Annotated in this window: 28 protein-coding genes; 17 read left to right on the forward strand and 11 right to left on the reverse strand. The window is 62.2% G+C overall.

Translation table 11 applies throughout. The features are described from left to right. Positions 1 to 21: 21 nt before the first annotated feature. The 4 genes from PSH94_RS14995 (at position 22) to PSH94_RS15010 (ending at position 4715) form a co-directional block, all read left to right on the forward strand. Positions 22 to 2775 (forward strand): response regulator, encoded by a 2754-nt coding sequence (locus tag PSH94_RS14995; protein WP_181076676.1) that lies wholly within the window; start codon positions 22 to 24, stop codon positions 2773 to 2775. A 37-nt stretch (positions 2776 to 2812) separates the two neighbouring features. Continuing rightward, positions 2813 to 3802 (forward strand): 2-hydroxyacid dehydrogenase, encoded by a 990-nt coding sequence (locus PSH94_RS15000; RefSeq protein WP_181076674.1) that lies wholly within the window; start codon positions 2813 to 2815, stop codon positions 3800 to 3802. Positions 3803 to 3873: 71 nt separating this feature from the next. Beyond that, positions 3874 to 4314, forward strand: coding sequence for a hypothetical protein (locus PSH94_RS15005; RefSeq protein ID WP_305435057.1), 441 nt, complete (start codon positions 3874 to 3876; stop codon positions 4312 to 4314). Next, on the forward strand, positions 4311 to 4715 hold the full coding sequence (locus PSH94_RS15010; RefSeq protein WP_305435059.1) for an META domain-containing protein: 405 nt from the start codon (positions 4311 to 4313) through the stop codon (positions 4713 to 4715). The genes PSH94_RS15005 and PSH94_RS15010 overlap by 4 nt, the downstream gene beginning before the upstream one ends. A gap of 73 nt (positions 4716 to 4788) precedes the next feature. On the opposite strand, the gene PSH94_RS15015 is transcribed toward PSH94_RS15010, so the two are convergent. Next, positions 4789 to 5250 carry a TlpA disulfide reductase family protein gene (locus tag PSH94_RS15015; RefSeq protein WP_305435061.1) on the reverse strand — a complete coding sequence of 154 codons (462 nt, stop codon included), beginning with the start codon at positions 5248 to 5250 and terminating at the stop codon, positions 4789 to 4791. Positions 5251 to 5365: 115 nt separating this feature from the next. Between PSH94_RS15015 and arsC the strand changes: the two genes are divergently transcribed. Genes arsC through PSH94_RS15030 form a run of 3 tightly spaced genes read left to right on the forward strand, consistent with a single transcriptional unit; the run spans position 5366 to position 6718 of the window. Beyond that, complete coding sequence (gene arsC / locus PSH94_RS15020) at positions 5366 to 5719, forward strand: arsenate reductase (glutaredoxin) (RefSeq protein WP_181076667.1); 354 nt, start codon at positions 5366 to 5368, stop codon at positions 5717 to 5719. Then, positions 5716 to 6330 carry an NAD(P)H:quinone oxidoreductase gene (wrbA, locus tag PSH94_RS15025; RefSeq protein ID WP_181076666.1) on the forward strand — a complete coding sequence of 205 codons (615 nt, stop codon included), beginning with the start codon at positions 5716 to 5718 and terminating at the stop codon, positions 6328 to 6330. The genes arsC and wrbA overlap by 4 nt, the downstream gene beginning before the upstream one ends. Then, positions 6314 to 6718 (forward strand): DUF2069 domain-containing protein, encoded by a 405-nt coding sequence (locus PSH94_RS15030; protein WP_181076665.1) that lies wholly within the window; start codon positions 6314 to 6316, stop codon positions 6716 to 6718. The genes wrbA and PSH94_RS15030 overlap by 17 nt, the downstream gene beginning before the upstream one ends. Positions 6719 to 6768: 50 nt before the next feature. Here PSH94_RS15030 and PSH94_RS15035 read toward each other — a convergent pair whose 3' ends face one another. Both PSH94_RS15035 and ttcA read right to left on the reverse strand, forming a co-directional pair. Then, positions 6769 to 7440 carry a DNA-3-methyladenine glycosylase I gene (locus PSH94_RS15035; RefSeq protein ID WP_181076663.1) on the reverse strand — a complete coding sequence of 224 codons (672 nt, stop codon included), beginning with the start codon at positions 7438 to 7440 and terminating at the stop codon, positions 6769 to 6771. 67 nt (positions 7441 to 7507) lie between these two features. Beyond that, positions 7508 to 8332 (reverse strand): tRNA 2-thiocytidine(32) synthetase TtcA, encoded by an 825-nt coding sequence (gene ttcA / locus PSH94_RS15040; protein WP_181076661.1) that lies wholly within the window; start codon positions 8330 to 8332, stop codon positions 7508 to 7510. 280 nt (positions 8333 to 8612) lie between these two features. Between ttcA and PSH94_RS15045 the strand changes: the two genes are divergently transcribed. Together PSH94_RS15045 and PSH94_RS15050 are read left to right on the forward strand one after the other, a co-directional pair. Further along, positions 8613 to 9215 (forward strand): Yip1 family protein, encoded by a 603-nt coding sequence (locus PSH94_RS15045; RefSeq protein WP_034098638.1) that lies wholly within the window; start codon positions 8613 to 8615, stop codon positions 9213 to 9215. Positions 9216 to 9342: 127 nt separating this feature from the next. Further along, positions 9343 to 9837: a SprT family zinc-dependent metalloprotease gene (locus tag PSH94_RS15050; protein ID WP_305435065.1), complete on the forward strand. Its 495-nt coding sequence runs from the start codon at positions 9343 to 9345 to the stop codon at positions 9835 to 9837. Between the two features lie 103 nt (positions 9838 to 9940). On the opposite strand, the gene PSH94_RS15055 is transcribed toward PSH94_RS15050, so the two are convergent. Next, positions 9941 to 11116: a CaiB/BaiF CoA-transferase family protein gene (locus PSH94_RS15055; protein ID WP_305435066.1), complete on the reverse strand. Its 1176-nt coding sequence runs from the start codon at positions 11114 to 11116 to the stop codon at positions 9941 to 9943. A gap of 157 nt (positions 11117 to 11273) precedes the next feature. On the opposite strand from PSH94_RS15055, the gene tusD reads away from it, so the two are divergent. From tusD to PSH94_RS15085, 6 genes are all read left to right on the forward strand, one after another. Further along, positions 11274 to 11666, forward strand: a complete 393-nt coding sequence (tusD, locus tag PSH94_RS15060; RefSeq protein ID WP_181076655.1) for a sulfurtransferase complex subunit TusD — start codon at positions 11274 to 11276, stop codon at positions 11664 to 11666. A gap of 1 nt (position 11667) precedes the next feature. Further along, positions 11668 to 12018 (forward strand): sulfurtransferase complex subunit TusC, encoded by a 351-nt coding sequence (gene tusC, locus PSH94_RS15065; protein WP_181076653.1) that lies wholly within the window; start codon positions 11668 to 11670, stop codon positions 12016 to 12018. Then, positions 12018 to 12296 carry a sulfurtransferase complex subunit TusB gene (tusB, locus tag PSH94_RS15070; RefSeq protein ID WP_181076652.1) on the forward strand — a complete coding sequence of 93 codons (279 nt, stop codon included), beginning with the start codon at positions 12018 to 12020 and terminating at the stop codon, positions 12294 to 12296. The genes tusC and tusB overlap by 1 nt, the downstream gene beginning before the upstream one ends. After that, positions 12293 to 12628 (forward strand): TusE/DsrC/DsvC family sulfur relay protein, encoded by a 336-nt coding sequence (locus PSH94_RS15075; protein ID WP_181076650.1) that lies wholly within the window; start codon positions 12293 to 12295, stop codon positions 12626 to 12628. The genes tusB and PSH94_RS15075 overlap by 4 nt, the downstream gene beginning before the upstream one ends. Next, positions 12625 to 13626, forward strand: coding sequence for a glycosyl transferase family protein (locus PSH94_RS15080; protein ID WP_305435067.1), 1002 nt, complete (start codon positions 12625 to 12627; stop codon positions 13624 to 13626). Before PSH94_RS15075 ends, PSH94_RS15080 begins: the two co-directional genes overlap by 4 nt. Before the next feature lie 88 nt (positions 13627 to 13714). Further along, positions 13715 to 14710, forward strand: coding sequence for a glutathione S-transferase family protein (locus tag PSH94_RS15085; RefSeq protein WP_305435069.1), 996 nt, complete (start codon positions 13715 to 13717; stop codon positions 14708 to 14710). Positions 14711 to 14782: 72 nt separating this feature from the next. On the opposite strand, the gene cysG is transcribed toward PSH94_RS15085, so the two are convergent. The 7 genes from cysG to PSH94_RS15120 are packed head-to-tail and all read right to left on the reverse strand — an operon-like array spanning position 14783 to position 22529. Continuing rightward, the gene (gene cysG, locus PSH94_RS15090) at positions 14783 to 16177 is read right to left on the reverse strand and encodes a siroheme synthase CysG (protein ID WP_305435071.1); all 1395 of its coding nucleotides are present in this window, start codon (positions 16175 to 16177) and stop codon (positions 14783 to 14785) included. Continuing rightward, positions 16178 to 17458 carry a serine--tRNA ligase gene (gene serS / locus PSH94_RS15095; protein WP_305435072.1) on the reverse strand — a complete coding sequence of 427 codons (1281 nt, stop codon included), beginning with the start codon at positions 17456 to 17458 and terminating at the stop codon, positions 16178 to 16180. A 16-nt stretch (positions 17459 to 17474) separates the two neighbouring features. Continuing rightward, positions 17475 to 17849: a fluoride efflux transporter CrcB gene (gene crcB, locus PSH94_RS15100; RefSeq protein WP_034098661.1), complete on the reverse strand. Its 375-nt coding sequence runs from the start codon at positions 17847 to 17849 to the stop codon at positions 17475 to 17477. Continuing rightward, a complete protein-coding gene (locus tag PSH94_RS15105; protein ID WP_181076643.1) occupies positions 17849 to 19171 on the reverse strand; it encodes a replication-associated recombination protein A in 1323 nt (440 codons plus the stop codon). The genes crcB and PSH94_RS15105 overlap by 1 nt, the downstream gene beginning before the upstream one ends. A 27-nt stretch (positions 19172 to 19198) precedes the next feature. Then, positions 19199 to 19822, reverse strand: coding sequence for an outer membrane lipoprotein chaperone LolA (gene lolA, locus PSH94_RS15110; protein ID WP_253508214.1), 624 nt, complete (start codon positions 19820 to 19822; stop codon positions 19199 to 19201). Positions 19823 to 19876: 54 nt separating this feature from the next. Further along, positions 19877 to 22282, reverse strand: a complete 2406-nt coding sequence (locus tag PSH94_RS15115; protein ID WP_181076639.1) for a DNA translocase FtsK — start codon at positions 22280 to 22282, stop codon at positions 19877 to 19879. Next, positions 22257 to 22529: a hypothetical protein gene (locus PSH94_RS15120; protein ID WP_305435079.1), complete on the reverse strand. Its 273-nt coding sequence runs from the start codon at positions 22527 to 22529 to the stop codon at positions 22257 to 22259. Before PSH94_RS15120 ends, PSH94_RS15115 begins: the two co-directional genes overlap by 26 nt. 251 nt (positions 22530 to 22780) lie before the next feature. On the opposite strand from PSH94_RS15120, the gene aat reads away from it, so the two are divergent. Continuing rightward, positions 22781 to 23461 carry a leucyl/phenylalanyl-tRNA--protein transferase gene (gene aat / locus PSH94_RS15125; protein WP_305435081.1) on the forward strand — a complete coding sequence of 227 codons (681 nt, stop codon included), beginning with the start codon at positions 22781 to 22783 and terminating at the stop codon, positions 23459 to 23461. A 56-nt stretch (positions 23462 to 23517) separates the two neighbouring features. Further along, positions 23518 to 24225, forward strand: a complete 708-nt coding sequence (locus tag PSH94_RS15130; protein WP_305435083.1) for an arginyltransferase — start codon at positions 23518 to 23520, stop codon at positions 24223 to 24225. The last annotated feature ends 48 nt before the right edge of the window (positions 24226 to 24273 follow it).

A 24273-nucleotide genomic window follows, 5' to 3' on the forward strand; every position in this document is an offset into this window, starting at 1 on the left:
ATGTAGTAGCAGGAGAGTGGCGTGCTTAGAAGAATGGGGATAAAAGGCCGCGTACTGTTGCTGACCTTGTTGCCGACCAGCCTGATGGCCTTGTTGTTGGGTGGGTATTTCACCTGGATGCAGCTGTCGGAGCTGCAAACCCAGTTGCTGCAGCGCGGCGAGATGATCGCCGAGCAATTGGCGCCACTGGTGGCACCGGCCCTGAGCAGCAGGAACGTGGACTTGCTGGAGCGCATCGCCACCCAGTCCCTGGAGCAGCAGGATGTACGCACCGTGTCCTTCCTCGCGCCCGACCGCGGCACCCTCGCCCACGCCGGCCCGACCATGCTCAATCCGGCACCGATAGGCAACAGTTCTCACCTGTTGCAACGCACCGGCAACGACGCCACCCGTTACCTGCTGCCGGTGTTCGGCCGGCATCGCAACCTCGCGGGCGACCTGATTCCCGACGAAAGCGACCGCCTGCTGGGCTGGGTCGAAGTGGAACTGTCCCATAACGGCATGTTGCTGCGCGGCTACCGCAGCCTGTTCGCCAGCCTGCTGTTGATTGCCATCGGGCTGATCTTTACCGCCGCGCTGGCGCTGCGCATCAGCCGCACGATCACCTCGCCGATCGGCCTGATCAAGCAAGCCGTGGCCCAGCTCAAGGACGGTAATCTGCAAACGCGTCTGCCCGCGCTGGGCAGCCAGGAGCTGGATCAGCTCGCTTCGGGCATCAACCGCATGGCCGAGACCCTGCAGAACGCCCAGGAAGAACTGCAGCACAGCATCGACCAGGCCACCGAAGACGTACGCCAGAACCTGGAAACCATCGAAATCCAGAACATCGAGCTGGACCTGGCGCGCAAGGAAGCCCTGGAGGCGAGCCGCATCAAGTCGGAGTTTCTGGCCAATATGAGCCATGAAATCCGCACGCCGCTCAACGGCATCCTCGGTTTTACCCACCTGCTGCAGAAAAGCGAACTGACGCCGCGTCAGCTCGACTACCTGGGCACCATCGAAAAATCCGCCGACAACCTGCTGGGCATCATCAACGAGATTCTCGACTTCTCCAAAATCGAAGCCGGCAAGCTGGTGCTCGACAGCATTCCATTCAACCTGCGCGACCTGCTGCAGGACACCCTGACCATCCTCGCGCCCGCCGCCCACGCAAAGCAGCTGGAACTGGTCAGCCTGGTCTACCGCGACACGCCGCTGGCGCTGGTGGGCGATCCGCTGCGGCTCAAGCAGATCCTCACCAACCTGATCAGCAATGCGATCAAGTTCACCCGCGAGGGCACCATCGTGGCCCGCGCGATGATCGAGGAGGAGCAGGAAGACACCGTGCAACTGCGCATCAGCGTGCAGGACACCGGCATCGGCCTGTCCAGCCAGGACGTACGCGCGCTGTTCCAGGCCTTCAGCCAGGCCGATAACTCATTATCGCGCCAGCCCGGCGGCACCGGCCTGGGGCTGGTGATTTCCAAGCGGTTGATCGAACAGATGGGCGGCGAAATCGGCGTCGACAGCACGCCTGGCGAAGGCTCGGAGTTCTGGATCAGCCTGAACCTGCCCAAAACCCGGGACGACGTCGAGGACCTGCCCTGCGCGCCGCTGCTGGGGCATCGCGTGGCCGTCCTCGAAAACCACGAGTTGGCGCGCCAGGCCCTGCAACACCAACTGGAGGATTGCGGCCTGGAAGTCACCCCGTTCAACACCCTCGAAAGCCTGACCAACGGGATCACCAGCGCCCATCAGACTGAGCAGGCCATCGACCTGGCCGTACTCGGCGTGACGGCCAACGACATTCCCCCGGAGCGCCTCAACCAGCATTTGTGGGACCTGGAGCACCTGGGCTGCAAGGTCTTGGTACTGTGCCCTACCACTGAGCAGATGCTGTTCAATCAGTCGGTGCCCAACCCCAACAGCCAGTTGCAGGCCAAGCCGGCGTGTACCCGCAAACTGCGTCGGGCGCTGTCGGACCTGATCAGCCCGCGCCCTTCGCGCAGCGAGCCGGGCGAACCGTTGTCCAGCCGCGCGCCGCGTGTGCTGTGCGTAGATGACAACCCGGCGAACCTGTTGCTGGTGCAAACGTTGCTGGAAGACATGGGTGCCAAAGTGCACGCGGTGGAAAGCGGTTACGCCGCCGTCGACGCAGTCAAGCAGGAGGCCTACGATCTGGTGCTGATGGACGTGCAGATGCCCGGCATGGACGGTCGCCAGAGCACCGAAGCGATACGCCAGTGGGAAAGCGAGCGTCATGGCACGCCGCTGCCGATCGTCGCCCTCACCGCTCACGCCATGGCCAACGAAAAACGCGCCTTGCTGCAAAGCGGCATGGACGATTACCTGACCAAACCCATCAGCGAACGGCAATTGGCCCAGGTGGTACTCAAATGGACCGGGCTGGCGCTGCGCAACCAAGCGCCGGAGCGCACCACCGACGGCCTGGCCCCTGGCGTGCAACTGCCGGTGCTGGACCATGAGGAAGGCCTGCGCCTGGCCGCCGGCAAGACCGACCTGGCCGCCGACATGCTCGCCATGTTGCTGGCTTCGCTGGAAGCGGACCGCACGGCCATCAGCGTCGCTCGCCAAGCCAATGACAACAACGCGCTCATCGAACGCGTGCATCGCCTGCACGGCGCCACACGTTACTGTGGCGTGCCGCAACTGCGCGCTGCCTGCCAGCGCGCTGAAACCCTGCTCAAGCAGGACGACGCCAAGGCCTTGCACGCACTGGACGAGCTCGACATGGCCATCGCCCGATTGGCCAGTGAAGCGCGGGTCAGCGCCTGACGCGGCCCATTGATTTGAATACGCAGGGAGCTTTGCAATGCGCGTAATTCTGTTCAGCAGCCAAACCTACGACCGCGACAGTTTTCTCGGCGCGCCGCTGCCGCCGGGTCTGGAGCTGCAGTTCCAGCCGGCGCGGCTGAACCTCGACACCGTGGCGCTGGCCGAGCACCACGAAGTGGTCTGTCCTTTTATCAATGACGACCTCAGCGCCCCGGTGCTGGAACACCTGGCCAAGGGCGGCACGCGCCTGATCGCGCTGCGTTCGGCCGGTTACAACCATGTCGACCTGGCCACCGCCAAGCGCCTGGGCCTGACCATCGTGCGCGTGCCCGCCTACTCGCCCCACGCCGTGGCCGAGCACGCCGTAGCGCTGATCCTGGCGCTCAACCGCCGCTTGCACCGCGCCTACAACCGCACCCGCGACGGCGATTTCAGTCTGCACGGATTAACCGGCTTCGACCTGGCGGGCAAAACCGTCGGCGTGGTCGGCACCGGGCAGATCGGCGCAACCTTTGCCAGGATCATGGCCGGATTCGGCTGCGCGCTCCTGGCCTACGACCCCTTCCCCAATCCCGACGTGCAGGCGCTCGGCGCGCGCTACGTGAGCCTGCCGGAGCTGCTCGCCCAGGCCCAGGTGATCAGCCTGCACTGCCCGCTCACTACAGACACCCGGCACTTGATCAACGCCGTTTCACTGGCACAGATGCAGCCTGGGGCGATGCTGATCAACACCGGACGCGGCGCACTGGTGGACACGCCCGCCTTGATCGACGCCCTCAAGGACGGTCAGCTCGGCTACCTGGGGCTGGACGTGTACGAGGAAGAAGCCCAGTTGTTCTTCGAAGACCGCTCCGACCTGCCCTTACAGGATGACGTCCTCGCGCGCCTGCTGACCTTTCCCAACGTGATCATCACCGCGCACCAGGCGTTCCTGACCCGCGAGGCCCTGGCGGCCATCGCCACCACCACGCTGACCAACATCGCGGCATGGGCCGACGGCCAGGTGCGAAATCAGGTTGATGGTTGATCAGCGGTCACATAGCGCGCTGATGATAGGCCGGCACCCGTGATAGGATGCCGCGCCTATTTGGAGGATCCATGGCCGAACACGATTTCCGCTTCAGCTTGCTGAGCCCGCAACACACCCTGATCGAATGCCGCGCCCTGGTGCCGGGCCGTTACCAGGTCACCGGCAACGGTGGCTCGATCAAACATGGCGACGTTCTGATCGTCACCCTGCGCGGCAGTAAAACCCTGTCGATGCGTCTGACCGTCGAAGGCGATGCGCGCTACTCCATCCGCCCGGCCGGCCAATGGGTCGCCATGGCCCAGGGGCCGAAATTCGGCGAATTGGAGATCCACACCTGGAAGGTCAACTGCGACAGCTGCGACGCCGTGCTGGAATTTGAGTTCGCTGTGGAAACCAAGCTGACCAAGGAGCCGCTGCAACCGGCCGCCAAAGCGCGTGTCGCGGAGTTGGGCTGGGCCAGCGACGGCGACAAGCACCGCTGCCCGAGCTGCCGGAAGGCCACGCAATGAAAGGCGTGCTGCTGATGGCAGCACTCGGCGCGGGCCTGGCCGGCTGTGCGGGCGATGAGGTCAAACTCAAGCAGGACCACAGCTACGTGGTGGAGTGGATCGGTGAGCGGCCGCTGATGGATTACGCGCACCTGACCGTCACCCTTGGCAATGACGGACGTGCCTACGGCAATGGAGGCTGCAACCACTGGTTTGCGCCCTACATTCTGGACGGCGACAAACTCAGCTTCGGCAAGATCGGCAGCACCCGCAAACTCTGCGCCGAGGCCCTGATGGAGCAGGAGCACCGCTTCTTTCAGGCCCTGCAAAACGTACAACGCTGGGACGTCTCGCCCATCGAGCAGACCCGCTTCTGGCCGGCCGAAGGCAAGCCGATCCGCCTGTGGCTCGAAGAAGGCTGATCCGAGTTCTGACCGGATGAACATCCAACGGTGGGACCAGAGCCCTCTCCCACCGTTGCGTTGAGAGCTCGCTTTACCCGCGCAACGCCTTGAGCCTGGCCAGCACCCCTGCGGCCGTCTGCTCACCCATCAACTGCTCGCGCACCTTACCCTTGTCATCGATGATGTACGTCACCGGCAGCGCTTCGCTGCGCGGAATCTCGAAGATGCCATCCGGGTTCTGCGCCAGCACCGTGAACTTGATCCCCAGTTTCTCGCTGGCGGCCTTGAGTTCTTCGCCCTGCACATTGTCGAAATTGACCCCGAACACTCCGACGTTCTGGCCTTTGAGCTGTTCGGCCAAGGCATTGAGCTCGGGGATTTCCGTACGGCAGGGGCCGCACCATTCGGCCCAGTAGTTGATCACCACCCACTGTTTGTCCAAACGTTCGGCCGCGACTTTCTGGCCGTATTGGTCAATGCCATAGTCATTCCCGCAGCCGCTGAGCAGCAGGGTTGTAATGATCGCCAATGCACCGATCAGTCGACGTGTCATGGGGTAATCCTTCGTAAAAATAGACATGGGCTGCGACCGGATGCCTCTTACGGTTTAAGGACCGGGCGCCGCGCAGGTAGAATACCCGCCACCTCCTGCAAGATGCGACCCGCATATGACCGATCTGACGCTTTATCACAACCCGCGCTGCTCGAAATCGCGCGGTGCCCTCGAACTGCTGGAAGCGCGCGGCCTTACCCCGACCGTGGTGCGTTATCTGGAAACCCCGCTCAACGCTGCGCAAATTCAGGCGCTGCTGGGCAAACTCGGCCTGAGTGCGCGCCAGCTGCTGCGCACCGGCGAAGACGAATACAAAAGCCTTAACCTTTCTGACGCCAGCCTCAGTGAAACCCAGTTGATCGACGCCATTGCCGCCCATCCCAAGCTGATGGAACGCCCGATCCTGGAAACCGCCGACAAGGCCGTCATCGGCCGTCCTCCGGAGAACGTATTGGAGATTCTGCCGTGACTGCGCCCTATGTGCTGGTGCTGTATTACAGCCGCAACGGCTCGGTCAGTGAAATGGCCCGGCACATTGCTCGGGGCATTGAGCTGGGCGGCATGGAAGCACGCCTGCGCACGGTGCCGGCGGTGTCCACCGAGTGCGAGGCGGTAGCGCCGAGCATCCCGGACGAGGGCGCGCTGTATGCCAGCCTCGATGATCTGAAACACTGCTCGGGCCTGGCGCTCGGTAGCCCGACGCGTTTCGGCAACATGGCCGCACCCCTCAAGTATTTTCTCGACGGCACCAGCAACCTGTGGCTCACCGGCGCATTGGTGGGCAAACCGGCCGGGGTGTTCACCTCCACGGCCAGTCTGCACGGCGGCCAGGAAACCACGTTGATGTCGATGCTGTTACCGCTGCTGCACCACGGCATGCTGATCACCGGCCTGCCCTACAGCGAACAGGCCCTGCTCGACACCCAGGGCGGCGGCACGCCATACGGCGCCAGCCACCATGCCGGGCCGGACGGCAAGCGCCTGCTCGACCCCCATGAAATGGCGCTGTGCAAAGCCCTCGGCCTGCGCCTGGCCACTACCGCCACGTTGCTGGAGAACGGCCGTGGCCAGAAAGCCTAAGGTACTGCCACCGCAAGCGTGGCTGGAGCCACGGGTAAAAGTGGCGCGCGCATTAAGTCTGCTGGCGTTTTTGGCGCTGGTGGGTTTGTTGTGCGGGTATTACCTGTTTGTCGCCGATCTGCACGGCGCTCGCCCCTGGGTGATCCTGCTGATCGAGTTGGTGCCATTGCTGATACTGGCACCGGGCATGCTGCTCGGCAGCGCCCGCGGGCACTCGTGGATGTGCTTTGCGGTGAACCTGTATTTCATCAAGGGCGCGTTGGCGGCGTATGACCCAAACCGCCAGTGGTTCGGCGTGCTGGAAATGCTGGCGAGTCTGGCGGTGTTCTGTACCGCGCTGCTGTATGTGCGCTGGCGCCATCAGTTGAACCGACGCCTGGCCGCATAAATCCTCCGTGGCGAGGCGACTCGCCACGAACGCCGCGCTGACCGTGGGGGTCAGTGGTTGACGGTGTACGCCAGCATCATCGACAGCTGGCACATTGGCCGACCACTCTCGGCATGCCACTGGTTGAAGGCGCCCTGCACCGTCGCCAGGTCGCGCAGGCTGGTGGGGGCCTTGTCGACGATCTTCTGTGCATTCAACGCCGCGACCACGTCATCGCTGGGCACAAAAGTGTCCTTGCCGACCATGCGTAGAAAGCGTGGGGCCGACAGGCCGCCCAGCTGGTGGCCGTGCTTGCTCAGGTATTTCCACAGGCCAACGATGTCGGTCACCGGCCACTCGGCGATGAACGCGCCGAAGCTGCCTTTTTCCTGGGTGATATCCAGGATCATCTGCGCATTGCGCGGCACGCTCTTGAGCTTGCCCAGGTGACGAATGATGCGGGTGTCCTGCATCAGCCGCTCCAGATGCTCGGCGCCCATCAACACGACCTTTTCCGGATCGAAGCCAAAGAACACCTGTTCGAAGGCTGGCCATTTGGCGTCCACCACGCTGTGCTTGAGGCCGGCGCGAAATACCCGCAGTGCCAAGGTCGACAGGTAGCGATCATCGCTGATCCTGCGCAATTGCGCCGGGGTCTTGGGAGTCGGCAAATGAGCTTCCAGTTTGGCCGCCGAGCCAAAGCGATTCAGACAATATTCGTGCAGCCACTTGTAATCGCGCATGCCCTCTCCTGGCAGTGGAATTGAAAACGGCGCCCGCGAGCGCCGTGTGTCAGAGCCTTGAATCGACTCAGAGGTTCACCACATTAACGAAGCGCGACGCGGCGGTCTCATCGATCCTCAGGCTGGTGAAGTCGAACAGGTTGCGGTCGGCCAGCTGCGACGGGATCACGTTCTGCAGGCTGCGGAAGATGCTTTCGGTGCGTCCGGGCGTTTTGCGCTCCCAGTCCTGCAGCATCTCCTTGACCACCTGGCGCTGCAGGTTTTCCTGGGAGCCGCAGAGGTTGCACGGGATGATCGGGAATTGCTTGAAATCGGAGTAGGCCTGGATGTCCTTCTCGTTGCAGTAGGCCAGCGGGCGAATCACCACGTTGCGCCCGTCATCGGCGCGCAACTTGGGCGGCATGGCCTTGAGCGAGCCGTTGAAGAACATATTGAGGAAAAACGTCTCGACGATATCGTCGCGATGATGCCCCAGCGCCATCTTGGTCGCGCCGATCTCATCGGCAAAGGTGTAGAGCGTGCCACGGCGCAGGCGCGAGCACAGCGAGCAGGTGGTCTTGCCCTCCGGAATCAGCTCCTTGACCACCGAATAGGTGTCTTTTTCGACGATGTGATACTCGATGCCCAACTCTTTCAGGTAGGCCGGCAGCACATGCTCGGGAAAGCCCGGTTGTTTCTGGTCCATGTTGACGGCAACGATCTCGAACTTGATCGGCGCGACCTTTTGCAGGTGCAGCAGCACGTCAAGCAGGGTGTAGCTGTCTTTGCCGCCGGAGAGGCAGACCATCACCTTGTCGCCGTCCTCGATCATATTGAAATCGGCGACCGCTTCACCGGCCAGGCGACGCAGGCGTTTTTGCAGTTTGTTCTGGTTGACCGTAAGAGTGCCCATGGCGCTTGGATCCGCTTGAGGTGTGTGACGAAAAGCGCAGCATTTTACCGGGATGCGCCAACGAGTCCAATGCGCGGTTGCAGTGCTCCACCTACAGACCCTGGCGCGATTACGCCGCGTGTTTACAGTGCAATATGCTCTAACGGGCCTACGGCTTTTGCGGTCATCCGTTCCTATACTGCGACATAAGGTCGCATACAAGCTATCCAGACCTTTCAGGCCAACTGGCCCGTGGGCGCTCCGATGGGGGGCGATGGTAATAACGACAGGAGTGACTGGCATGATCCATCACGTCGTGGGGCTGTTTACCCATCCTGACCAGGAATGGCGGGAGATCCGTGGCGATAAGGAAGAAAGCATCGGCCACATGTACCTCACTCATACGCTGATTCTTGCGGCGATTCCCGCCCTGTCAGCCTTCATCGGCACGACCCAGGTCGGCTGGGTTATCGGCAACCGCGCACCCGTGATGTTGACTCAGGAAAGCGCGTTGTGGATGACCATCATGTCCTACGCGGCCATGCTCGCCGGCGTGGCGGTGATGGGCGCCTTCATCCACTGGATGGCGCGCACCTACGACGCCAATCCCAGCATGGCGCGCTGCGTGGCGTTCGCCACTTATACCGCGACCCCACTGTTTATCGGCGGGCTGGCGGCGCTTTACCCGCATATGTGGCTGGGCATGGTCGTGGGGACAGCGGCGATCTGCTATACGGTGTATCTGCTGTATGTGGGCGTGCCGACCTTTATGAGCATCGATCCAGATGAAGGCTTTCTGTTTTCCAGCTCCATACTGGCCGTAGGTTTGGTGGTGCTGGTGGCGATCATGGCGTTTACCGTGATTGTCTGGGGCCTGGGCGTCGGGCCGATCTACACCAACTGACGCCCCCCACCGCGCCGGCAGGGCCACCGCAAGGTGGCCTTGTGCGTCTGGCATGCCATTCGGCGCCTGACAGATTCGGAAACATCCGGTTTACGGCATACTGGGCGTCTCTGGAGATAGATACAGCATGCCCGAGCAACTCAATACCCGCGTCGAAGAGTGTTTCCAGCTAGCCGAGTCCTTTTTCAAACGAAGCTTCAAACGCCCCCAGGTCAGCCTCAAGCTGCGGGGCCAGAAAGCCGGTGTCGCGCATTTGCACGAGAACCTGCTGCGCTTCAACCCCCAGCTTTACCAGGAAAACAGCCAACACTTCCTCAAGCAGACCGTGGCCCACGAAGTGGCGCATCTGATCGCCCACCAATTGTTCGGCGAACGCATCCAGCCCCACGGCGAAGAATGGCAATTGATCATGCGCGGGGTTTACGAACTGCCGCCGGACCGTTGTCATACCTATGCGGTGAAACGGCGTCAGGTGACGCGCTACATCTACCGCTGCCCGTGTGCCGATAGCGACTTTCCATTTTCGTCGCAGCGTCATGGCATGGTGGCTCAGGGGCGGCGGTATTTGTGTCGGCGGTGTCGGCAGACCCTGGTGTTCAGCGGGGAAACGCGGGTGGAATGAGGGCCTCTTCGCGAGCAAGCCCGACTCCCATATCTGACCGCACGGTCATGTCGATCAACTTTCAAATGTGGGAGGGGGCTTGCCCCCGATAGCGCCAGATCAGTCACCCTACCACCTTGCTCCGCCGCAAATCGGCTATCCGCTGAGCACTGAAACCCAGCTCCACCAACACTTCATCACTGTGTGCCCCCACGGCGGCGCCAATGTGTCGGGGCGCCGGCAACCCTTCTGAAAATTTCAACGGGCAGGCAATCTGCGCCTGGCTCGATCCATCGCTTCTGGGCACTTGGCTGACCAGTGCCCGCGCCATTATCTGCGGATGGGCCACGGCTTCGCTGAGCGTCAGCACAGGCTCCACGCAGGCATCCACACCGGCAAACAACTCACAGAGCTGATCAAAACTGCGTTTTTCGAATTCCACCTGCAACGCCTGCTTGAACGCCGGCTGCCGTTCGGGTGTGAGGCCGTGGGCGGTCAACTCCGGCCGGCCCAGCGCCGTGCACAAGGCCTGCATGAACGCCGGCTCCAGGCTGCCCACCGACATCCAGCGCCCGTCCCGCGTGCGGTAGTAATCGTAGAAACTGCCGCCATTGAGCACCTGGGTTTCCCATTGAGGCTCTACACCGCACGCCAGATAACCCGCGCCAGCCATGGCGTTTAGGCTGAACGAGCAGTCCGTCATGCTCACATCCAGGTATTGCCCCACCCCACTCTGCTGCCGCGCGATCACTGCCGCCAGCAAGCCGACGACCGCGTGCAGCGAGCCGCCGCCCACATCCGCCACTTGCACGCCCAGGGGCAACGGCCCGCTGTCCTGGCGCCCGGTATAACTGGCCATGCCGGCCAGTGCCAGGTAGTTGATATCGTGGCCGGCACGGTCCTTGTAGGGCCCGGTCTGGCCATAGCCGGTGATCGACACGTAGATCAGTCGCGGGTTGATCGCCTTTAACGCCTCATACCCCAGACCCAGGCGCCCCATCACGCCAGGCCGGAACTGTTCGAGCACAATGTCGTAATCCGCGACCAGCGCATGCACGATCTCCAGCGCCTCGGCCTGCTTGAGGTCCAGCGCCAGGCTGCGTTTATTGCGATTGAGGTACGCGTGGCTCGCCGAGGTACCCTGGTCGTGGGGAGGCAACACACGCAGCAGGTCCGGGCGCGTGGGCGATTCGATACGCAGTACCTCGGCGCCCATGTCCGCCAGCATCAAACTCGCAAACGGGCCGGGCAGCAAGGTGGAGAAATCCAGCACTTTAAGGGACGCCAGTGGACCAGGCATGGAAACTCCTTTTGGGTGTCGAGTTCCCACAGACTAAGCAGCCCGTTGCCTACCGGCAATCGTCAGAACAGTCAGCGACAGTGACCGTTTTGATCACGGCGGGCTTTTTCGTGCAGGCGGCTTTATCATTGGCCCACGTTTGCTTGCCGAGTGTTCCATGAAGTTTGCGATTGCTTTGTTTTCCGCCGCCCATGCGCCCTCCTCGCGCCGCGCCCTGCTGTTTGCCCAGGCCGCGCTCGCCGGCGGGCATGAGATTGTGCGGTTGTTCTTCTATCAGGACGGCGTGTACAGCGCGGCGAATACCGTCGTGGCGCCCCAGGATGAGCAGGACATCGCGCGCCAATGGCGCGAGTTCGTCAGCCAGCATCAGCTCGATGGCGTGGTGTGCATCGCCGCCGCCCTGCGCCGTGGCGTGCTCAACGCCGAAGAAGCCACGCGCTATCAACGCAGCGCCGTGAACCTGGAGGCACCCTGGGCGCTGTCGGGCCTGGGGCAATTGCACGACGCCACCCAGGCCGCCGACCGCCTGATCTGTTTTGGAGGGCCATGACATGTCCAAATCCTTGTTGGTAATCAGCCGCCAGGCTCCGTGGTCCGGCCCAAGTGCGCGCGAAGCGCTGGACATCGTGCTGGCCGGCGGTGCCTTCGATCTGCCGATCGGCCTGCTGTTCATGGACGACGGCGTGTTTCAACTGGCCCCCGGCCAGGACGCCAAGGCCGTGCAGCAAAAAGACCTCAGCGCCAATCTGCAGGCCCTCGGGTTGTTCGGCATCGATGACGTGTTCGCCTGCAGCCACAGCCTGGCCGAACGCGGGCTTACGCCTCCCGCCAGTGCGCAGCCCTTGGACAGCGCCGCTGTTTCCCAGTTGATTGAACGTTACGACCAGGTGATGACCCTCTGATGTCGACTCTCCATGTGGTTTCCCACTCGCCCTTTACCGACAGCCGCCTCGCCAGTTGCCTGCGGGTCTGCGGCGCTCATGATGCAATCCTGCTGTGTGGTGACGGCACCTACGGCCTGCACAACGCGGCGCTGCAGGCCAAAGGCGTGAAGGTCTTCGTGCTGGCCGAAGACCGCCAGGCACGCAATCTGCCGCTGCCTGAATGGGCCGGCAGCGTGGATTATCCGGGATTCGTGCAATTGTCGATCGACTACGACAAGGTCAACACCTGGCTATGAATACGCTCATCGTCGGTACGCGCAGCCTGGAACTGGACAAGGACGGCTATCTGGTCGACCTGGATGACTGGTCCGTCGAAGTCGCCCACGCCCTGGCCGCCGCCGAAGCCTTGGAGCTGACCCCGGACCACTGGCAGATCCTCGATCTGCTGCGCCAGTTCTACGCCGAATTCCAGCTGTCCCCGGCCACGCGCCCGCTGATCAAGTACACCGCCTTGAAGCTGGGCCCGGAAAAGGGCAACAGCCTGCACCTCAACAAACTGTTCAACGGCACTCCCGCCAAACTCGCCGCCAAACTGGCGGGCCTGCCCCGGCCGACGAATTGCTTATGACCGACTTTGCCCCACTGACCCTGCAAACCCCCGACGAGCATCCGTTTGCGCCGTTCGTGCGCATCCTGGGCAAAGGCAAGCGCGGTGCGCGCAACCTCACCCGTGAGGAAGCCCGCGAAGCCATGGGCATGCTGCTCGACGAAAAAGTCGAGGACACCCAGCTCGGCGCCTTCCTGATGCTGCTGCGGCACAAGGAAGAAAGCCCGGAAGAACTCGCCGGTTTTACTGAAGCGGTGCGCGAGCGCCTGAACGCTCCGGCGCTGAACGTGGACATCGACTGGCCCAGCTATGCCGGTAAAAAGCGCCATCTGCCGTGGTTTCTGCTGGCCGCCAAGTGCCTGGCGCAAAACGGCGTGCGTATCCTGATGCACGGTGGCGGCGCGCACACCGCCGGGCGGCTGTACACCGAGCAATTGCTGCAAGGTTTGCAGATTCCATTGTGCCGCGACTGGCAGCAGGTCGAGGCCGCGTTTGCCCAAGGCAACCTGGCGTTTATCCCGCTAGGGGATTGGGCGCCGCAGTTGCAGCGCATGATCGACCTGCGCAACACCCTGGGCCTGCGCTCGCCGATACATTCCCTGGCGCGCCTGCTCAACCCGTTGAACGCCCGATGCGGCCTGCAGAGCATTTTCCACCCCGGCTATCAGGGCGTGCATCGCGATGCCAGCGGCCTGCTCGGCGACACGGTGATCGTGGTCAAGGGGGATGGCGGCGAGATCGAGATCAACCCCGACACCCTCAGCCATCTCTACGGCACCACCGGCGGCCAGAGCTGGGACGAAGAGTGGCCGGCCCTTTCCACCCAGCGCCATGTCAAACCGGCGACCCTGGAGCCTGAACACCTCAAATCGGTATGGCGTGGCGATGTCGAGGACAGCTACCCGCAACTGGCGCTGATCGCCACCATGGCCCTGGCGTTACGCGGCCTTGGGCAACCCCGGGAGCAGGCATTTGCGATGGCCGAGGAGTACTGGCAAGCGCGGGACAGATCGATTTAATCGATAATTGACCCGCAGTCTTTGCGCTTTTAAATCGAACCCTGAGCTTTAGACTGGCCTCCAACGCTTATTAGTCGAGGAGCCAGTCATGGGTTTGCTGATCGAAGGACACTGGAAAGACCAGTGGTACGAAAGTAGCGCGGATGGCGCTTTCCAGCGCGAGCAGGCGCAACGCCGCCACTGGGTCACCGCCGACGGCCAGCCCGGCCCGAGTGGCGAAGGCGGCTTCAAGGCCGAAGCCGGTCGCTATCACCTCTATGTCTCCCTCGCCTGCCCGTGGGCACATCGCACGTTGATCCTGCGCAAGCTCAAGGGCCTGGAAAACCTGATCGATGTGTCGGTGGTCAGCTGGCTGATGCTGGAAAACGGCTGGACCTTCGATAAGGCCAAAGGCTCCACCGGCGATCGACTCGACGACTTTGCCTACATGCACCAACGCTACACCGCCGACACGCCCGACTACACCGGGCGGGTCACCGTACCGGTGCTGTGGGACAACCAGCTCAAGCGCATTGTCAGCAACGAATCGGCGGAAATCATCCGCATGTTTAACAGCGCGTTCAATGGGCTGACCGGCAACACCCTGGACTTCTACCCCGAACCGTTGCGCGCCACCATCGACGCACTCAACGCGCGCATCTACCCGGCCGTCAACAACGGCGTGTACCGTGCTGGCTTTGCCACCTCGCAACAGGCCTACGAAAGCGCGTTCAATGATGTATTCGCCGAGCTGGACCATCTGGAACAGCACCTGGGCGAGCATCGCTACCTGGCCGGGGAATACCTCACCGAAGCCGATGTGCGGCTGTTCACCACGCTGATTCGGTTTGATGCGGTGTATTACAGCCACTTCAAATGCAATCTGCGGCGAATTGCCGATTATGCGAACCTGTCGAATTGGCTGAGGGAAATGTATCAGTGGCCTGGCGTGGCCGAGACGGTGGACTTCGAACACATCAAAGGGCACTACTACGCCAGCCACCGCACCATCAACCCCACCGGGATTGTGCCGAAGGGGCCATTGCAGGCGTTCGATACCGTGCACCATCGGCAGCGCTTGAGCGGAAAAGGGGTGTGGAGCTGATCCAACATCCTGGCTGACTGCCAGGCCGCGTCGGGGGCAAGCCCCCTTCCACAGGGTGATGGCGCTTCAGGCTCAGACCTGAGACTGGGCGCCTTCAAACCACTTCAGTTTCTCACGCAGCACCACCACCTCACCCACGATTACCAGTGTCGGCGCATGTACTTCATGCTCCGCCACCATGCGCGGCAAGTCCGCCAGGGTGCCGGTGAACACGCGCTGGTTGGACGTGGTGCCCTGCTGGATCAACGCCGCCGGCGTGTCCGGCGCACGACCATGCTGGATCAGCTGTTCGCAAATGATCGGCAAGCCAATCAAGCCCATATAGAACACCAGCGTTTGCGAAGGCCCTACCAGGTCCTGCCAGGGCAGGTCAGAGGTGCCGTTCTTCAAGTGTCCGGTGATAAAACGCACGGATTGGGCGTAGTCGCGGTGGGTCAACGGAATACCGGCATAGGCCGCGCAGCCGCTGGCCGCAGTGATGCCCGGCACTACTTGGAACGGGATGCCATGGGCGGCCAGTTCCTCGATTTCCTCGCCGCCACGGCCAAAGATGAACGGATCGCCCCCTTTAAGACGCAACACGCGCTTGCCTTGCCTGGCCAGGTCCACCAATTGCTGGTTGATCTGGTCCTGCGGCACCGCATGCTCGGCGCGCCGCTTGCCGACATACACGCGCTCGGCGTCACGACGGCACAACTCCAGGATCGCCGGGGCGACCAGGCGGTCGTAGAGCACCACGTCGGCCTGCTGCATCAGGCGCAAGGCGCGAAACGTCAGCAGGTCGGGATCACCCGGACCGGCACCCACCAGGTAGACCTCACCCGGCGCATGGGGCGGCGCACCGTTGACCTTCTCGACCAACAGGCGCTCTGCCTCGTCGCCCTGCCCGGCCAGTTGACGGTCGGCAATCGGGCCCTGGAAAACTTCTTCCCAGAACGCACGACGCTGCTGCACATCCGGGTACAGGCCTTTGACCTGGGCCCTGAAGCGCGCGGCCAACCCGGCCAACTGGCCATAGGTGGACGGAATCCAGGTTTCCAGTTTGGCCCGGATGAGTCGCGCCAACACCGGCGCGTCGCCGCCACTGGACACCGCGATCACCAGGGGCGAACGGTCGACAATTGCCGGGAAGATCACACTGCACAAGGCCGGTGCATCCACCACATTGACCGGCACGCACCGACGCTTGGCGTCGCTGGACACTTGCGCATTCAGCGGTTCATCGTCCGTCGCGGCGATAATCAGGGTGCAACCATCCAGGTCGGCTTCCTGATAACCGCGCAAAATCAGGTCCCCGCCACTGCCCTGCACCAGCACGCGCAACTGGTCTTCGATCTGGGGAGCAACCACCCGCAGCACGGCGCCGGCATCGGCCAGCAGCCGGGATTTGCGCAAGGCAATTTCCCCACCACCGACCACCAGCACCCGGCTGCCGCGCAGGTTGTGAAACAGCGGCAGAAATTCCATTTAGCCGATAACCTCGACGCCCGCCATGTACGGCTTGAGCACCTCGGGCACGCGGATCGAACCGTCGGCCTGCTGGTAGTTTTCCAGCACGGCGACCAGGGTACGGCCGACGGCCAGGCCCGAACCGTTGAGGGTGTGCACCAGCTCCGGCTTGCCGGTCTCCGGGTTGCGGAAACGCGCCTGCATGCGACGCGCCTGGAAATCACCGCAGTTGGAGCACGAGGAAATCTCGCGGTACTTGTCCTGGCTTGGCACCCACACTTCGAGGTCGTAGGTCTTCACGGCGCTGAAACCCATGTCGCCAGTGCACAGCGCCAGTACGCGATACGGCAATTCAAGCAGCTGCAGAACGCGCTCGGCGTTGGCGGTCAGGCCTTCCAGGGCTTCCATGGACTTGGACGGCTCGACCACCTGCACCATCTCGACTTTGTCGAACTGGTGCTGGCGGATCATGCCGCGGGTGTCGCGGCCCGAGGCGCCGGCTTCACTGCGAAAGCATGGGGTGTGGGCGACAAATTTGATCGGCAGTTGCTTGGCGTCGAGAATCTCGCCGGCAACGATATTGGTCAGCGACACTTCAGCGGTCGGAATCAGATAAAAGTCGGCTTCGCCGTCGCGACTGATCTTGAACAGCTCTTCCTCGAACTTCGGCAACTGGCCTGTGCCCTGCAGCGCCGGCGCCTGAACCAGGTAAGGTGTATAGGCTTCTTCGTAACCGTGCTCGCCGGTGTGCAGGTTGATCATGAACTGCGCCAGGGCACGATGCAGGCGCGCGATCGGGCCGCGCAGCAGGGCAAAGCGCGCGCCGGACAGCTTGGCGGCGGTCTCGAAATCCAGGCCACCGCTCAATTCGCCCAGGGCGACGTGGTCCTTGATCTCGAAATCAAAGGCTTTGGGCGTGCCCCAGCGGCGCACTTCGACGTTACCGTCTTCGTCTTCGCCGACCGGTACCGAGGCGTCCGGCAGGTTAGGGATACCCAACAGGATCTGATCCAGCTCGGACTGGATCTTGTCCAGTTCGGCCTTGCCGTTGGACAGCTCGGTGCCCATGCGCTCGACGTCCGCCATCAACGGCGCGATGTCTTCACCGCGCTGCTTGGCCTGACCGATGGATTTGGAACGCGCATTCCGCTCAGCCTGCAGTGCTTCGGTGCGGGTCTGGACGGTCTTGCGCTGTTCTTCCAGCGCTTCGATGCGCGCGACATCCAGGGCAAAGCCACGGGAAGCCAGGCGGTCCGCTACGTCCTGAAGGTTGCTACGTAACAGTTTGGAATCGAGCATGTCGGTCTCTCGTTTATCAAAGTTTGGTCAAGGACAGGCCGGCCCAGGTGGCGAGCAGCCCGCCGAACACGCTGATGCCCAGGTACCCGAAGGCGACCAGGGCCTGCCCGCTTTCCAGCAGGCGCAGCGTATCCAGTGAAAAGGATGAAAAGGTCGTCAGACCGCCTACAAAGCCGACAATCAAGCCGGCGCGAATCTCAATCGGCACTTCCGGGCGCAACAGAAACCAGCCGTACAACAGCCCGATAATCAAACAGCCCACCAGATTGACCGCCAGGGTCGCCGCATAAAAATGCTTCGGCCAGTTGGCGCTGACCCAGGTGCCGGTGGCGAAACGCAATAATGTACCAGCGATGCCGGCCACGGACACGGCAAGAATTGTCTTGAGCACTACTTTCTCCGCTGTTTGGGGCTGAGGCGATCGAGTTGCGCGAGATGGTTGAGCTTTTCGCCGATCTTCAACTCCAGGCCGCGAGGCACCGGCTGGTAGAACGGCTGGGGCTCCAGAGCATCGGGAAAGTAGTCTTCGCCGGCCGCGTAGGCGTCCGGTTCATCGTGGGCGTAGCGGTATTCGTCACCGTAGCCCAGTTGCTTCATCAACTTGGTCGGCGCATTGCGCAGGTGCAGCGGCACTTCCAGGGAACCGTACTCGGCGGCCGCACGCAGGGCGGACTTGAAGCCCATGTACACCGCGTTGCTTTTGGGTGCGCAGGCCAGATAGGTGATGGCCTGGGCCACGGCCAACTCGCCTTCCGGGCTGCCGAGGCGCTCCTGCACATCCCACGCCGCCAGACACAGGCTCAAGGCTCGCGGGTCGGCGTTGCCGATGTCTTCGCTGGCCATGCGTACCACGCGACGCGCCAGGTACAGGGGGTCGCAGCCCCCGTCGATCATGCGCGCGAACCAGTACAACGCGCCGTCCGGGTTGGAGCCGCGCACGGATTTGTGCAGCGCTGAAATCTGGTCGTAGAACGCTTCGCCGCCCTTGTCGAAACGGCGACGGGTATCGCCGAGCAGGCTTTGCAGGAGGTCGACGCCGATCTCGCTACCGTCTTCGGCCAGGTCCGACGCGTTTTCCAACAGGTTGAGAAAACGTCGGCCATCGCCGTCGGCGGCGCTGAGCAGGATTTTGAAGCCTTCGTCGCTGACGCTCAGTTGGCGCTTGCCCAGGCCTTTGTCTTCGCTCAAGGCCCGGTGCAGCAGCTTCTGCATGGCCGCTTCATCCAGGCTCTTGAGCACATAGACCCGTGCACGCGAGAGCAAGGCGTTGTTGAGTTCAAACGAGGGGTTTTCGGTGGTGGCGCCGATAAAAATCAGGGTGCCGTCTTCGACATACGGCAAAAACGCATCTTGCTGCGATTTGTTGAAGCGGTGCACTTCGTCGACGAACAGAATGGTGCGCTTGCCGTATTGGCCGGCCTGCTGCTTGGCGACTTCGACGGCCTGGCGGATCTCCTTGACCCCAGCCAGCACCGCCGAGACCGTTTCGAAGTGCGCGTCCGAGACTTTCGCCAGCAGACGCGCCAGGGTGGTTTTACCCACCCCCGGCGGCCCCCAGAAAATCATCGAGTGCAACGCACCCTGTTCCAGCGCCTCGCGCAGGGGCTTGCCGCGCGCGAGCAGGTGTTCCTGACCGACGTACTCATCCAGGTTGGTCGAGCGCAGGCGCGCGGCCAGGGGCTGGGCAATCGGGTCACTTCGAAACAGGTCCATGGGCAGCGTTTGAAACCTCTGGGCAGTTTATTCCTGGATCACGTCGGCACCCTTGGGGATGTCGAACTTGAACTTGGACGCAGGTACTGGCTGGTTGGCCTTGACCCCGCTGAACAGGATATCGGTGCGCTGGCCGACGCTGTCGACCAGGCGCATGTTATTGATCACGCCGTTGCCGAACGACAGGGACAATGTGTCAAACAGCGTGTCCTTGGATTTCGGCTTGAGGGTGAACTCGATCACGTTGCTGGTCTGCTTGGAGGTGATGTCGAAGCTTTCGTTGATTTTCGACACATCGCCCGACAGCAGCAGCGCCGGGGTCTGGTTCAGGCGCGGGTCAAGCTTCTTGATGGTTGCCTGCTCCAGGTCCGGGTCCCACAGCGTGACCTTCTGGCCATCGGAAACGATGGTCTGCTCAGCCTTGCCTTCGGTGTGCCAGTAGAACAGGCCTGGGCGCTGCACGGCCATCTCGCCCGCAGTTTCCTGCAACTGGGTGCCGCCCGCATCCAAGGTCAACTGGGAGAAGCGCGCGGTAAGGGTCTGGGATTTGTCCAACAGATTCTTCAAGCTGGTGACGGAAGCCGGGTCGGCATGCGCCGAAACAGCAGTCAGGGCCAGGGCCGGCAACAACAGCATGCGAATAAAGCGCATGGGAGTCCTCATTGAGTCGTTAGGGCATGCCGCATGCTGCCATGCGGCACGTAGTCAGTCGCGCATCTGCCCGGGGGCAATGACTTCGCGCGAGCCGTTGGTGTTCATTGCGGTGACGACACCGGCGTTTTCCATGGCTTCGATCATACGGGCGGCGCGGTTATAGCCGATCTTCAACTTGCGCTGCACGGCGGAAATCGAGGCACGGCGACTTTCCAGCACGAATGCCACGGCTTCGTCGTACAGCGCGTCGGTCTCGGCGTCATCGTCGCCACCGCTGCTGCCGCCGTCGAAGCCGCTGCCGGCCTCTTCAACGCCCGCGAGGATGTCGTCGTTGTATTCCGGCGCGCCGCGCAGTTTCCAGGCTTCCACCACGCGATGGACTTCATCGTCGGAAACGAAGGCGCCGTGTACGCGGATCGGCAGGCTGGTGCCCGGCGGCATGTAGAGCATGTCACCGTGGCCGAGCAGCTGTTCGGCGCCGCCCTGGTCGATGATGGTCCGCGAGTCGATCTTGCTCGACACCTGGAACGCCATGCGCGTCGGGATGTTGGCCTTGATCAGACCGGTGATGACATCCACCGATGGACGTTGTGTCGCAAGGATCAAGTGGATGCCGGCGGCACGAGCCTTCTGGGCGATACGTGCGATCAGTTCTTCGACCTTCTTGCCAACGATCATCATCATGTCGGCGAATTCGTCCACTACCACGACGATAGTCGGCAGCTTGGTCAGCAGCGGCGCTTCGTCGTGAATGCTTTCGCGTTTGTACAGCGGGTCGGTCAGCGGCGTGCCGGCGTCCTGGGCTTCCTTGACCTTGGCGTTGAAGCCCGACAGGTTACGCACGCCCATCTTCGCCATCAGCTTGTAGCGTCGCTCCATCTCGGCCACGCTCCAGCGCAGCGCGTTGGCGGCGTCCTTCATGTCGGTGACCACCGGGCAGAGCAAATGCGGGATGCCTTCATAGATCGACAGTTCAAGCATCTTGGGGTCGATCATGATCAGTTTGGCGTCTTCCGGGCCGGACTTGAACAGAATCGACAGGATCATCGCGTTCACGCCCACCGACTTACCGGAACCGGTGGTACCGGCCACTAGCAGGTGTGGCATTTTCGCCAAATCGGTGATGACCGGTTTGCCGCCGATGTCGTGCCCCAGGGCCAGGGTGACCGGCGACTTGAAGTTGTCGTACTCCGGCGTCGACAGCACCTCGGAAAAGCGCACGATCTGGCGGTCTTCGTTGGGAATCTCGATACCTACGGTGGTCTTGCCGGGAATCACTTCCACCACGCGCACGCTGGTCACGGCCAGGGAGCGCGCCAGGTCTTTGGCCAGGTTGGAGATACGGCTGACCTTGACGCCAGCCGCAGGCTGGATTTCGTAACGGGTGATCACGGGGCCTGGGTGAATGGAATCGACCGACACTTCGACGCCGAATTCCTTGAGTTTGATCTCCAGCAGATGGCCGACGGCCGCCAGGGACTCGGGGGAATAGTTGAGTTGTTTCTTTTCAGCCGCGTCGAGAATAGAGATAGGTGGCAAGGTGCCTTCGACCGCGCTGTCGATAAACAACGGGGCCTGTTTCTCTTTCTGCACGCGATGGCTCGGCTCCGGGGCCTTGGGCGGCGCGGGGGCGATGACCGGCGGTACCTGCTTCTCGCGGTCCGACATGTGCTTGCTCAGGGCCTGCTCGCGCTCGATCAGGCGCTCCTTGACCTTGGCCTGCTCGCGACGATCCGGCGTGCTCGGCGCCACCACTTCGTTGACGCGGGTATCCACCTCGCGCAGCTGGGCCACCATGCGTTTGCGCTCGACCCGGGCCGCCCACCAGCGATTGGCGGCGCCTTGGAACAATTCAAGCAGGTCAAGGGTGATCTTGCCGGTCACGTCCATCACTTTGAACCACGACAGGTCGGTGAACACCGTGAGGCCGAACAGGAACAGCGCGATAAACATCAAGGTGCTGCCCTGGATATTCAGGGTCCTGCGCGCCAGATCGCCCAGGCTTTCACCCAGGGCACCGCCCGCGCCCGCCGGCAGACCGGTGGGGGCATGAAAATGGATATGGGCCAGCGCGGCGCCGGACAGCACCAGGAACACCAGGCCGATCAGCCGCCAGGAAAACAGCCAGCCGCTCCACTGCCACGGCTCGTGGCGCTGGCGGAAGATCTGCCAGGTCTTGATCGCCAGCAGCAACGGGAAGATATAGGCGAAGTAACCCAACACCATGAACAGGATATCGGCGCTGTAGGAGCCGACGGGGCCACCGAAGTTCTGTACGTCGTCGATCTTGCTGTTATGGCTCCAGCCCGGATCGTCCTTGCCATAGGTGAGCAAGGCCATCATCAGGAACAGGCACAATGCGCCGATCGCGATCAGCGCACCTTCCTTGAGACGATAATGCAGGTGCTGACGCCAGGCCGGCACGACTGTTTTAGGTGTCGCGGTGGATTTCTTCAAAACGGGTCTTTTCCTGCGCTTTTAGCGCGTCCATCTGTTGAATGACTGCAAAATAATGCCGGATCCGGGCAGCTGAAAAATGAACCAACGGGGTGAAAATTACTTTCAGCACGGGTGCTTGCCGTGCGAAACGACGATAACGCCACACTGGCCGCATTGTACGGGTTTGTGACCACGATGCCACGCCATTGCCTGCAACTCGACGGCCTGGCCGATTACGCTGTTGCGACGGGTTCAATTTGAGCATGCATTGCCTTTGCTGACAAAGGCTTATGCGCTGTTTCCGACAATCCAAAGCAGCTTGGCAAATGGCCTGCATGTGACCGCCCCGCTTACGACCGCACCCTCGGCCCAGAGTTGCAGAAACACCCGCTCATGCTAATCCACGCCAACGGCCGATTCGGGCTGGCCCCAGGGCGCCGCGTCGACAATAATCAGCACTCGCGCGGCAGGTGCCAAGCCTGCCACTCCCCTCCCCTTTCGCTAGCCTGGATACCCATGCTGACCTGGTTACAACGCGACTCGCTGACTTTCCCCCCGCTGGCCAAGGCCATGCGCGAACCTAACGGCCTGCTAGCCGCCGGCGGCGACTTATCGGCCGAGCGCCTGATCCAGGCCTATCGCCACGGCTGCTTCCCCTGGTTTTCGGAGGGCCAGCCGATCCTGTGGTGGTCGCCGGACCCTCGTACCGTGATTTTCCCCGACGAACTGCACGTGTCCCGCAGCCTGGCCAAACTGTTGCGCCAGCAGCGTTACACCGTGACCTTCGATCAGGATTTTGCCGCCGTCATCCAGGCCTGCGCCGCACCACGCGCCTACGCCGATGGCACCTGGATCACCGAAGGCATCCAGGCCGCCTACCTGGAACTGCACAGGCGCGGCCATGCCCATTCAGTGGAGGTGTGGGACAACGGCACGCTGGTAGGCGGCCTGTACGGCCTGGCCATGGGCCAACTGTTCTTTGGCGAATCGATGTTCAGCCGCGCCGACAACGCCTCCAAATTCGGGTTTGCGACCCTCACACGGCAACTGCAGGCCTGGGGCTTTGTGTTGATCGACTGCCAGATGCCCAACGACCATCTGCACAGCCTGGGTGCACGCGGTATTTCCCGCAGCGAGTTTGCGGGCTTTCTGCGCGACCACCTGGACCAACCCAACGCCGGACCCTGGCTTTCTTAGGCGACTTGCGCTGACCTGGCTTACACTTATTTCAAAGCTTATCCCGAGGGTTGATCATGACCGAGCTGGCGCGCTTGAAGTTTTATGCCACTCAAGCTCACTCTTGCAGCTATCTGCCCGACGAGCAGGCCACCACGCTGTTCCTCGACCCCAGCCAGCCCATGGACGTGCATGTGTACGCCGATCTTTCGGAAATGGGCTTTCGTCGCAGTGGCGACCACCTGTACAGGCCCCATTGCCAGAATTGCAACGCCTGCGTTCCGGCCCGGATCCCCGTGGGGCAATTCCTGCCGGACCGCAACCAGAAACGCATCCTCAAGCGTAATGCCGACCTGACAGTAACGTCGGCCAGGCCGAGGTTCACTGAAGAGTATTTCGACCTCTACCAACGCTATATCGAGCAACGCCACGCCGACGGCGATATGTTCCCACCCAGTCGCGACCAGTTTTCCACGTTCCTGGTACGCGACCTGCCCTTCTCGCGATTCTATGAGTTTTGCGCGGGTGGTCGGTTGCTGGCCGTGGCGGTCACCGATTTGCTGCCTAACGGCCTATCGGCGGTGTACACGTTCTACGAACCCGGCGAGGAGCGCCGCAGCCTGGGGCGTTTTGCCATTCTCTGGCAAATCGGCGAAGCGCTGCGCCTGGAACTGGAGGCGGTGTACCTCGGCTACTGGATCAAAAACTGCAAAAAAATGAATTACAAGACCCAATATCGGCCCATTGAGCTGCTGATTAATCAAAGATGGGTCACGCTTAACTAGAACCCCTTGGCTTAAACACCCTTTTTCGGGCACAATGCACGCCGCTTT

Origin of the sequence: Pseudomonas sp. FP2254 (assembly GCF_030687695.1) — a bacterium.
Lineage (GTDB): Bacteria > Pseudomonadota > Gammaproteobacteria > Pseudomonadales > Pseudomonadaceae > Aquipseudomonas > Aquipseudomonas quebecensis.

Coding starts and splice junctions, on each gene's coding strand:
- PSH94_RS15015 (WP_305435061.1), bottom strand. CDS start 5,250: ATGACACGTCGACTGATCGGTGCATTGGCGATCATTACAACCCTGCTG.
- PSH94_RS15085 (WP_305435069.1), top strand. CDS start 13,715: ATGGGTTTGCTGATCGAAGGACACTGGAAAGACCAGTGGTACGAAAGT.
- lolA (WP_253508214.1), bottom strand. CDS start 19,822: ATGCGCTTTATTCGCATGCTGTTGTTGCCGGCCCTGGCCCTGACTGCT.
- tusC (WP_181076653.1), top strand. CDS start 11,668: ATGTCCAAATCCTTGTTGGTAATCAGCCGCCAGGCTCCGTGGTCCGGC.
- PSH94_RS15000 (WP_181076674.1), top strand. CDS start 2,813: ATGCGCGTAATTCTGTTCAGCAGCCAAACCTACGACCGCGACAGTTTT.
- PSH94_RS15005 (WP_305435057.1), top strand. CDS start 3,874: ATGGCCGAACACGATTTCCGCTTCAGCTTGCTGAGCCCGCAACACACC.
- ttcA (WP_181076661.1), bottom strand. CDS start 8,332: ATGGGCACTCTTACGGTCAACCAGAACAAACTGCAAAAACGCCTGCGT.
- PSH94_RS15045 (WP_034098638.1), top strand. CDS start 8,613: ATGATCCATCACGTCGTGGGGCTGTTTACCCATCCTGACCAGGAATGG.
- PSH94_RS15050 (WP_305435065.1), top strand. CDS start 9,343: ATGCCCGAGCAACTCAATACCCGCGTCGAAGAGTGTTTCCAGCTAGCC.
- PSH94_RS15120 (WP_305435079.1), bottom strand. CDS start 22,529: ATGCTCAAATTGAACCCGTCGCAACAGCGTAATCGGCCAGGCCGTCGA.
- serS (WP_305435072.1), bottom strand. CDS start 17,458: ATGCTCGATTCCAAACTGTTACGTAGCAACCTTCAGGACGTAGCGGAC.
- cysG (WP_305435071.1), bottom strand. CDS start 16,177: ATGGAATTTCTGCCGCTGTTTCACAACCTGCGCGGCAGCCGGGTGCTG.
- PSH94_RS15075 (WP_181076650.1), top strand. CDS start 12,293: ATGAATACGCTCATCGTCGGTACGCGCAGCCTGGAACTGGACAAGGAC.
- PSH94_RS15130 (WP_305435083.1), top strand. CDS start 23,518: ATGACCGAGCTGGCGCGCTTGAAGTTTTATGCCACTCAAGCTCACTCT.
- arsC (WP_181076667.1), top strand. CDS start 5,366: ATGACCGATCTGACGCTTTATCACAACCCGCGCTGCTCGAAATCGCGC.
- PSH94_RS15055 (WP_305435066.1), bottom strand. CDS start 11,116: ATGCCTGGTCCACTGGCGTCCCTTAAAGTGCTGGATTTCTCCACCTTG.
- PSH94_RS15080 (WP_305435067.1), top strand. CDS start 12,625: ATGACCGACTTTGCCCCACTGACCCTGCAAACCCCCGACGAGCATCCG.
- aat (WP_305435081.1), top strand. CDS start 22,781: ATGCTGACCTGGTTACAACGCGACTCGCTGACTTTCCCCCCGCTGGCC.
- tusD (WP_181076655.1), top strand. CDS start 11,274: ATGAAGTTTGCGATTGCTTTGTTTTCCGCCGCCCATGCGCCCTCCTCG.
- PSH94_RS15105 (WP_181076643.1), bottom strand. CDS start 19,171: ATGGACCTGTTTCGAAGTGACCCGATTGCCCAGCCCCTGGCCGCGCGC.
- tusB (WP_181076652.1), top strand. CDS start 12,018: ATGTCGACTCTCCATGTGGTTTCCCACTCGCCCTTTACCGACAGCCGC.
- PSH94_RS15035 (WP_181076663.1), bottom strand. CDS start 7,440: ATGCGCGATTACAAGTGGCTGCACGAATATTGTCTGAATCGCTTTGGC.
- PSH94_RS15010 (WP_305435059.1), top strand. CDS start 4,311: ATGAAAGGCGTGCTGCTGATGGCAGCACTCGGCGCGGGCCTGGCCGGC.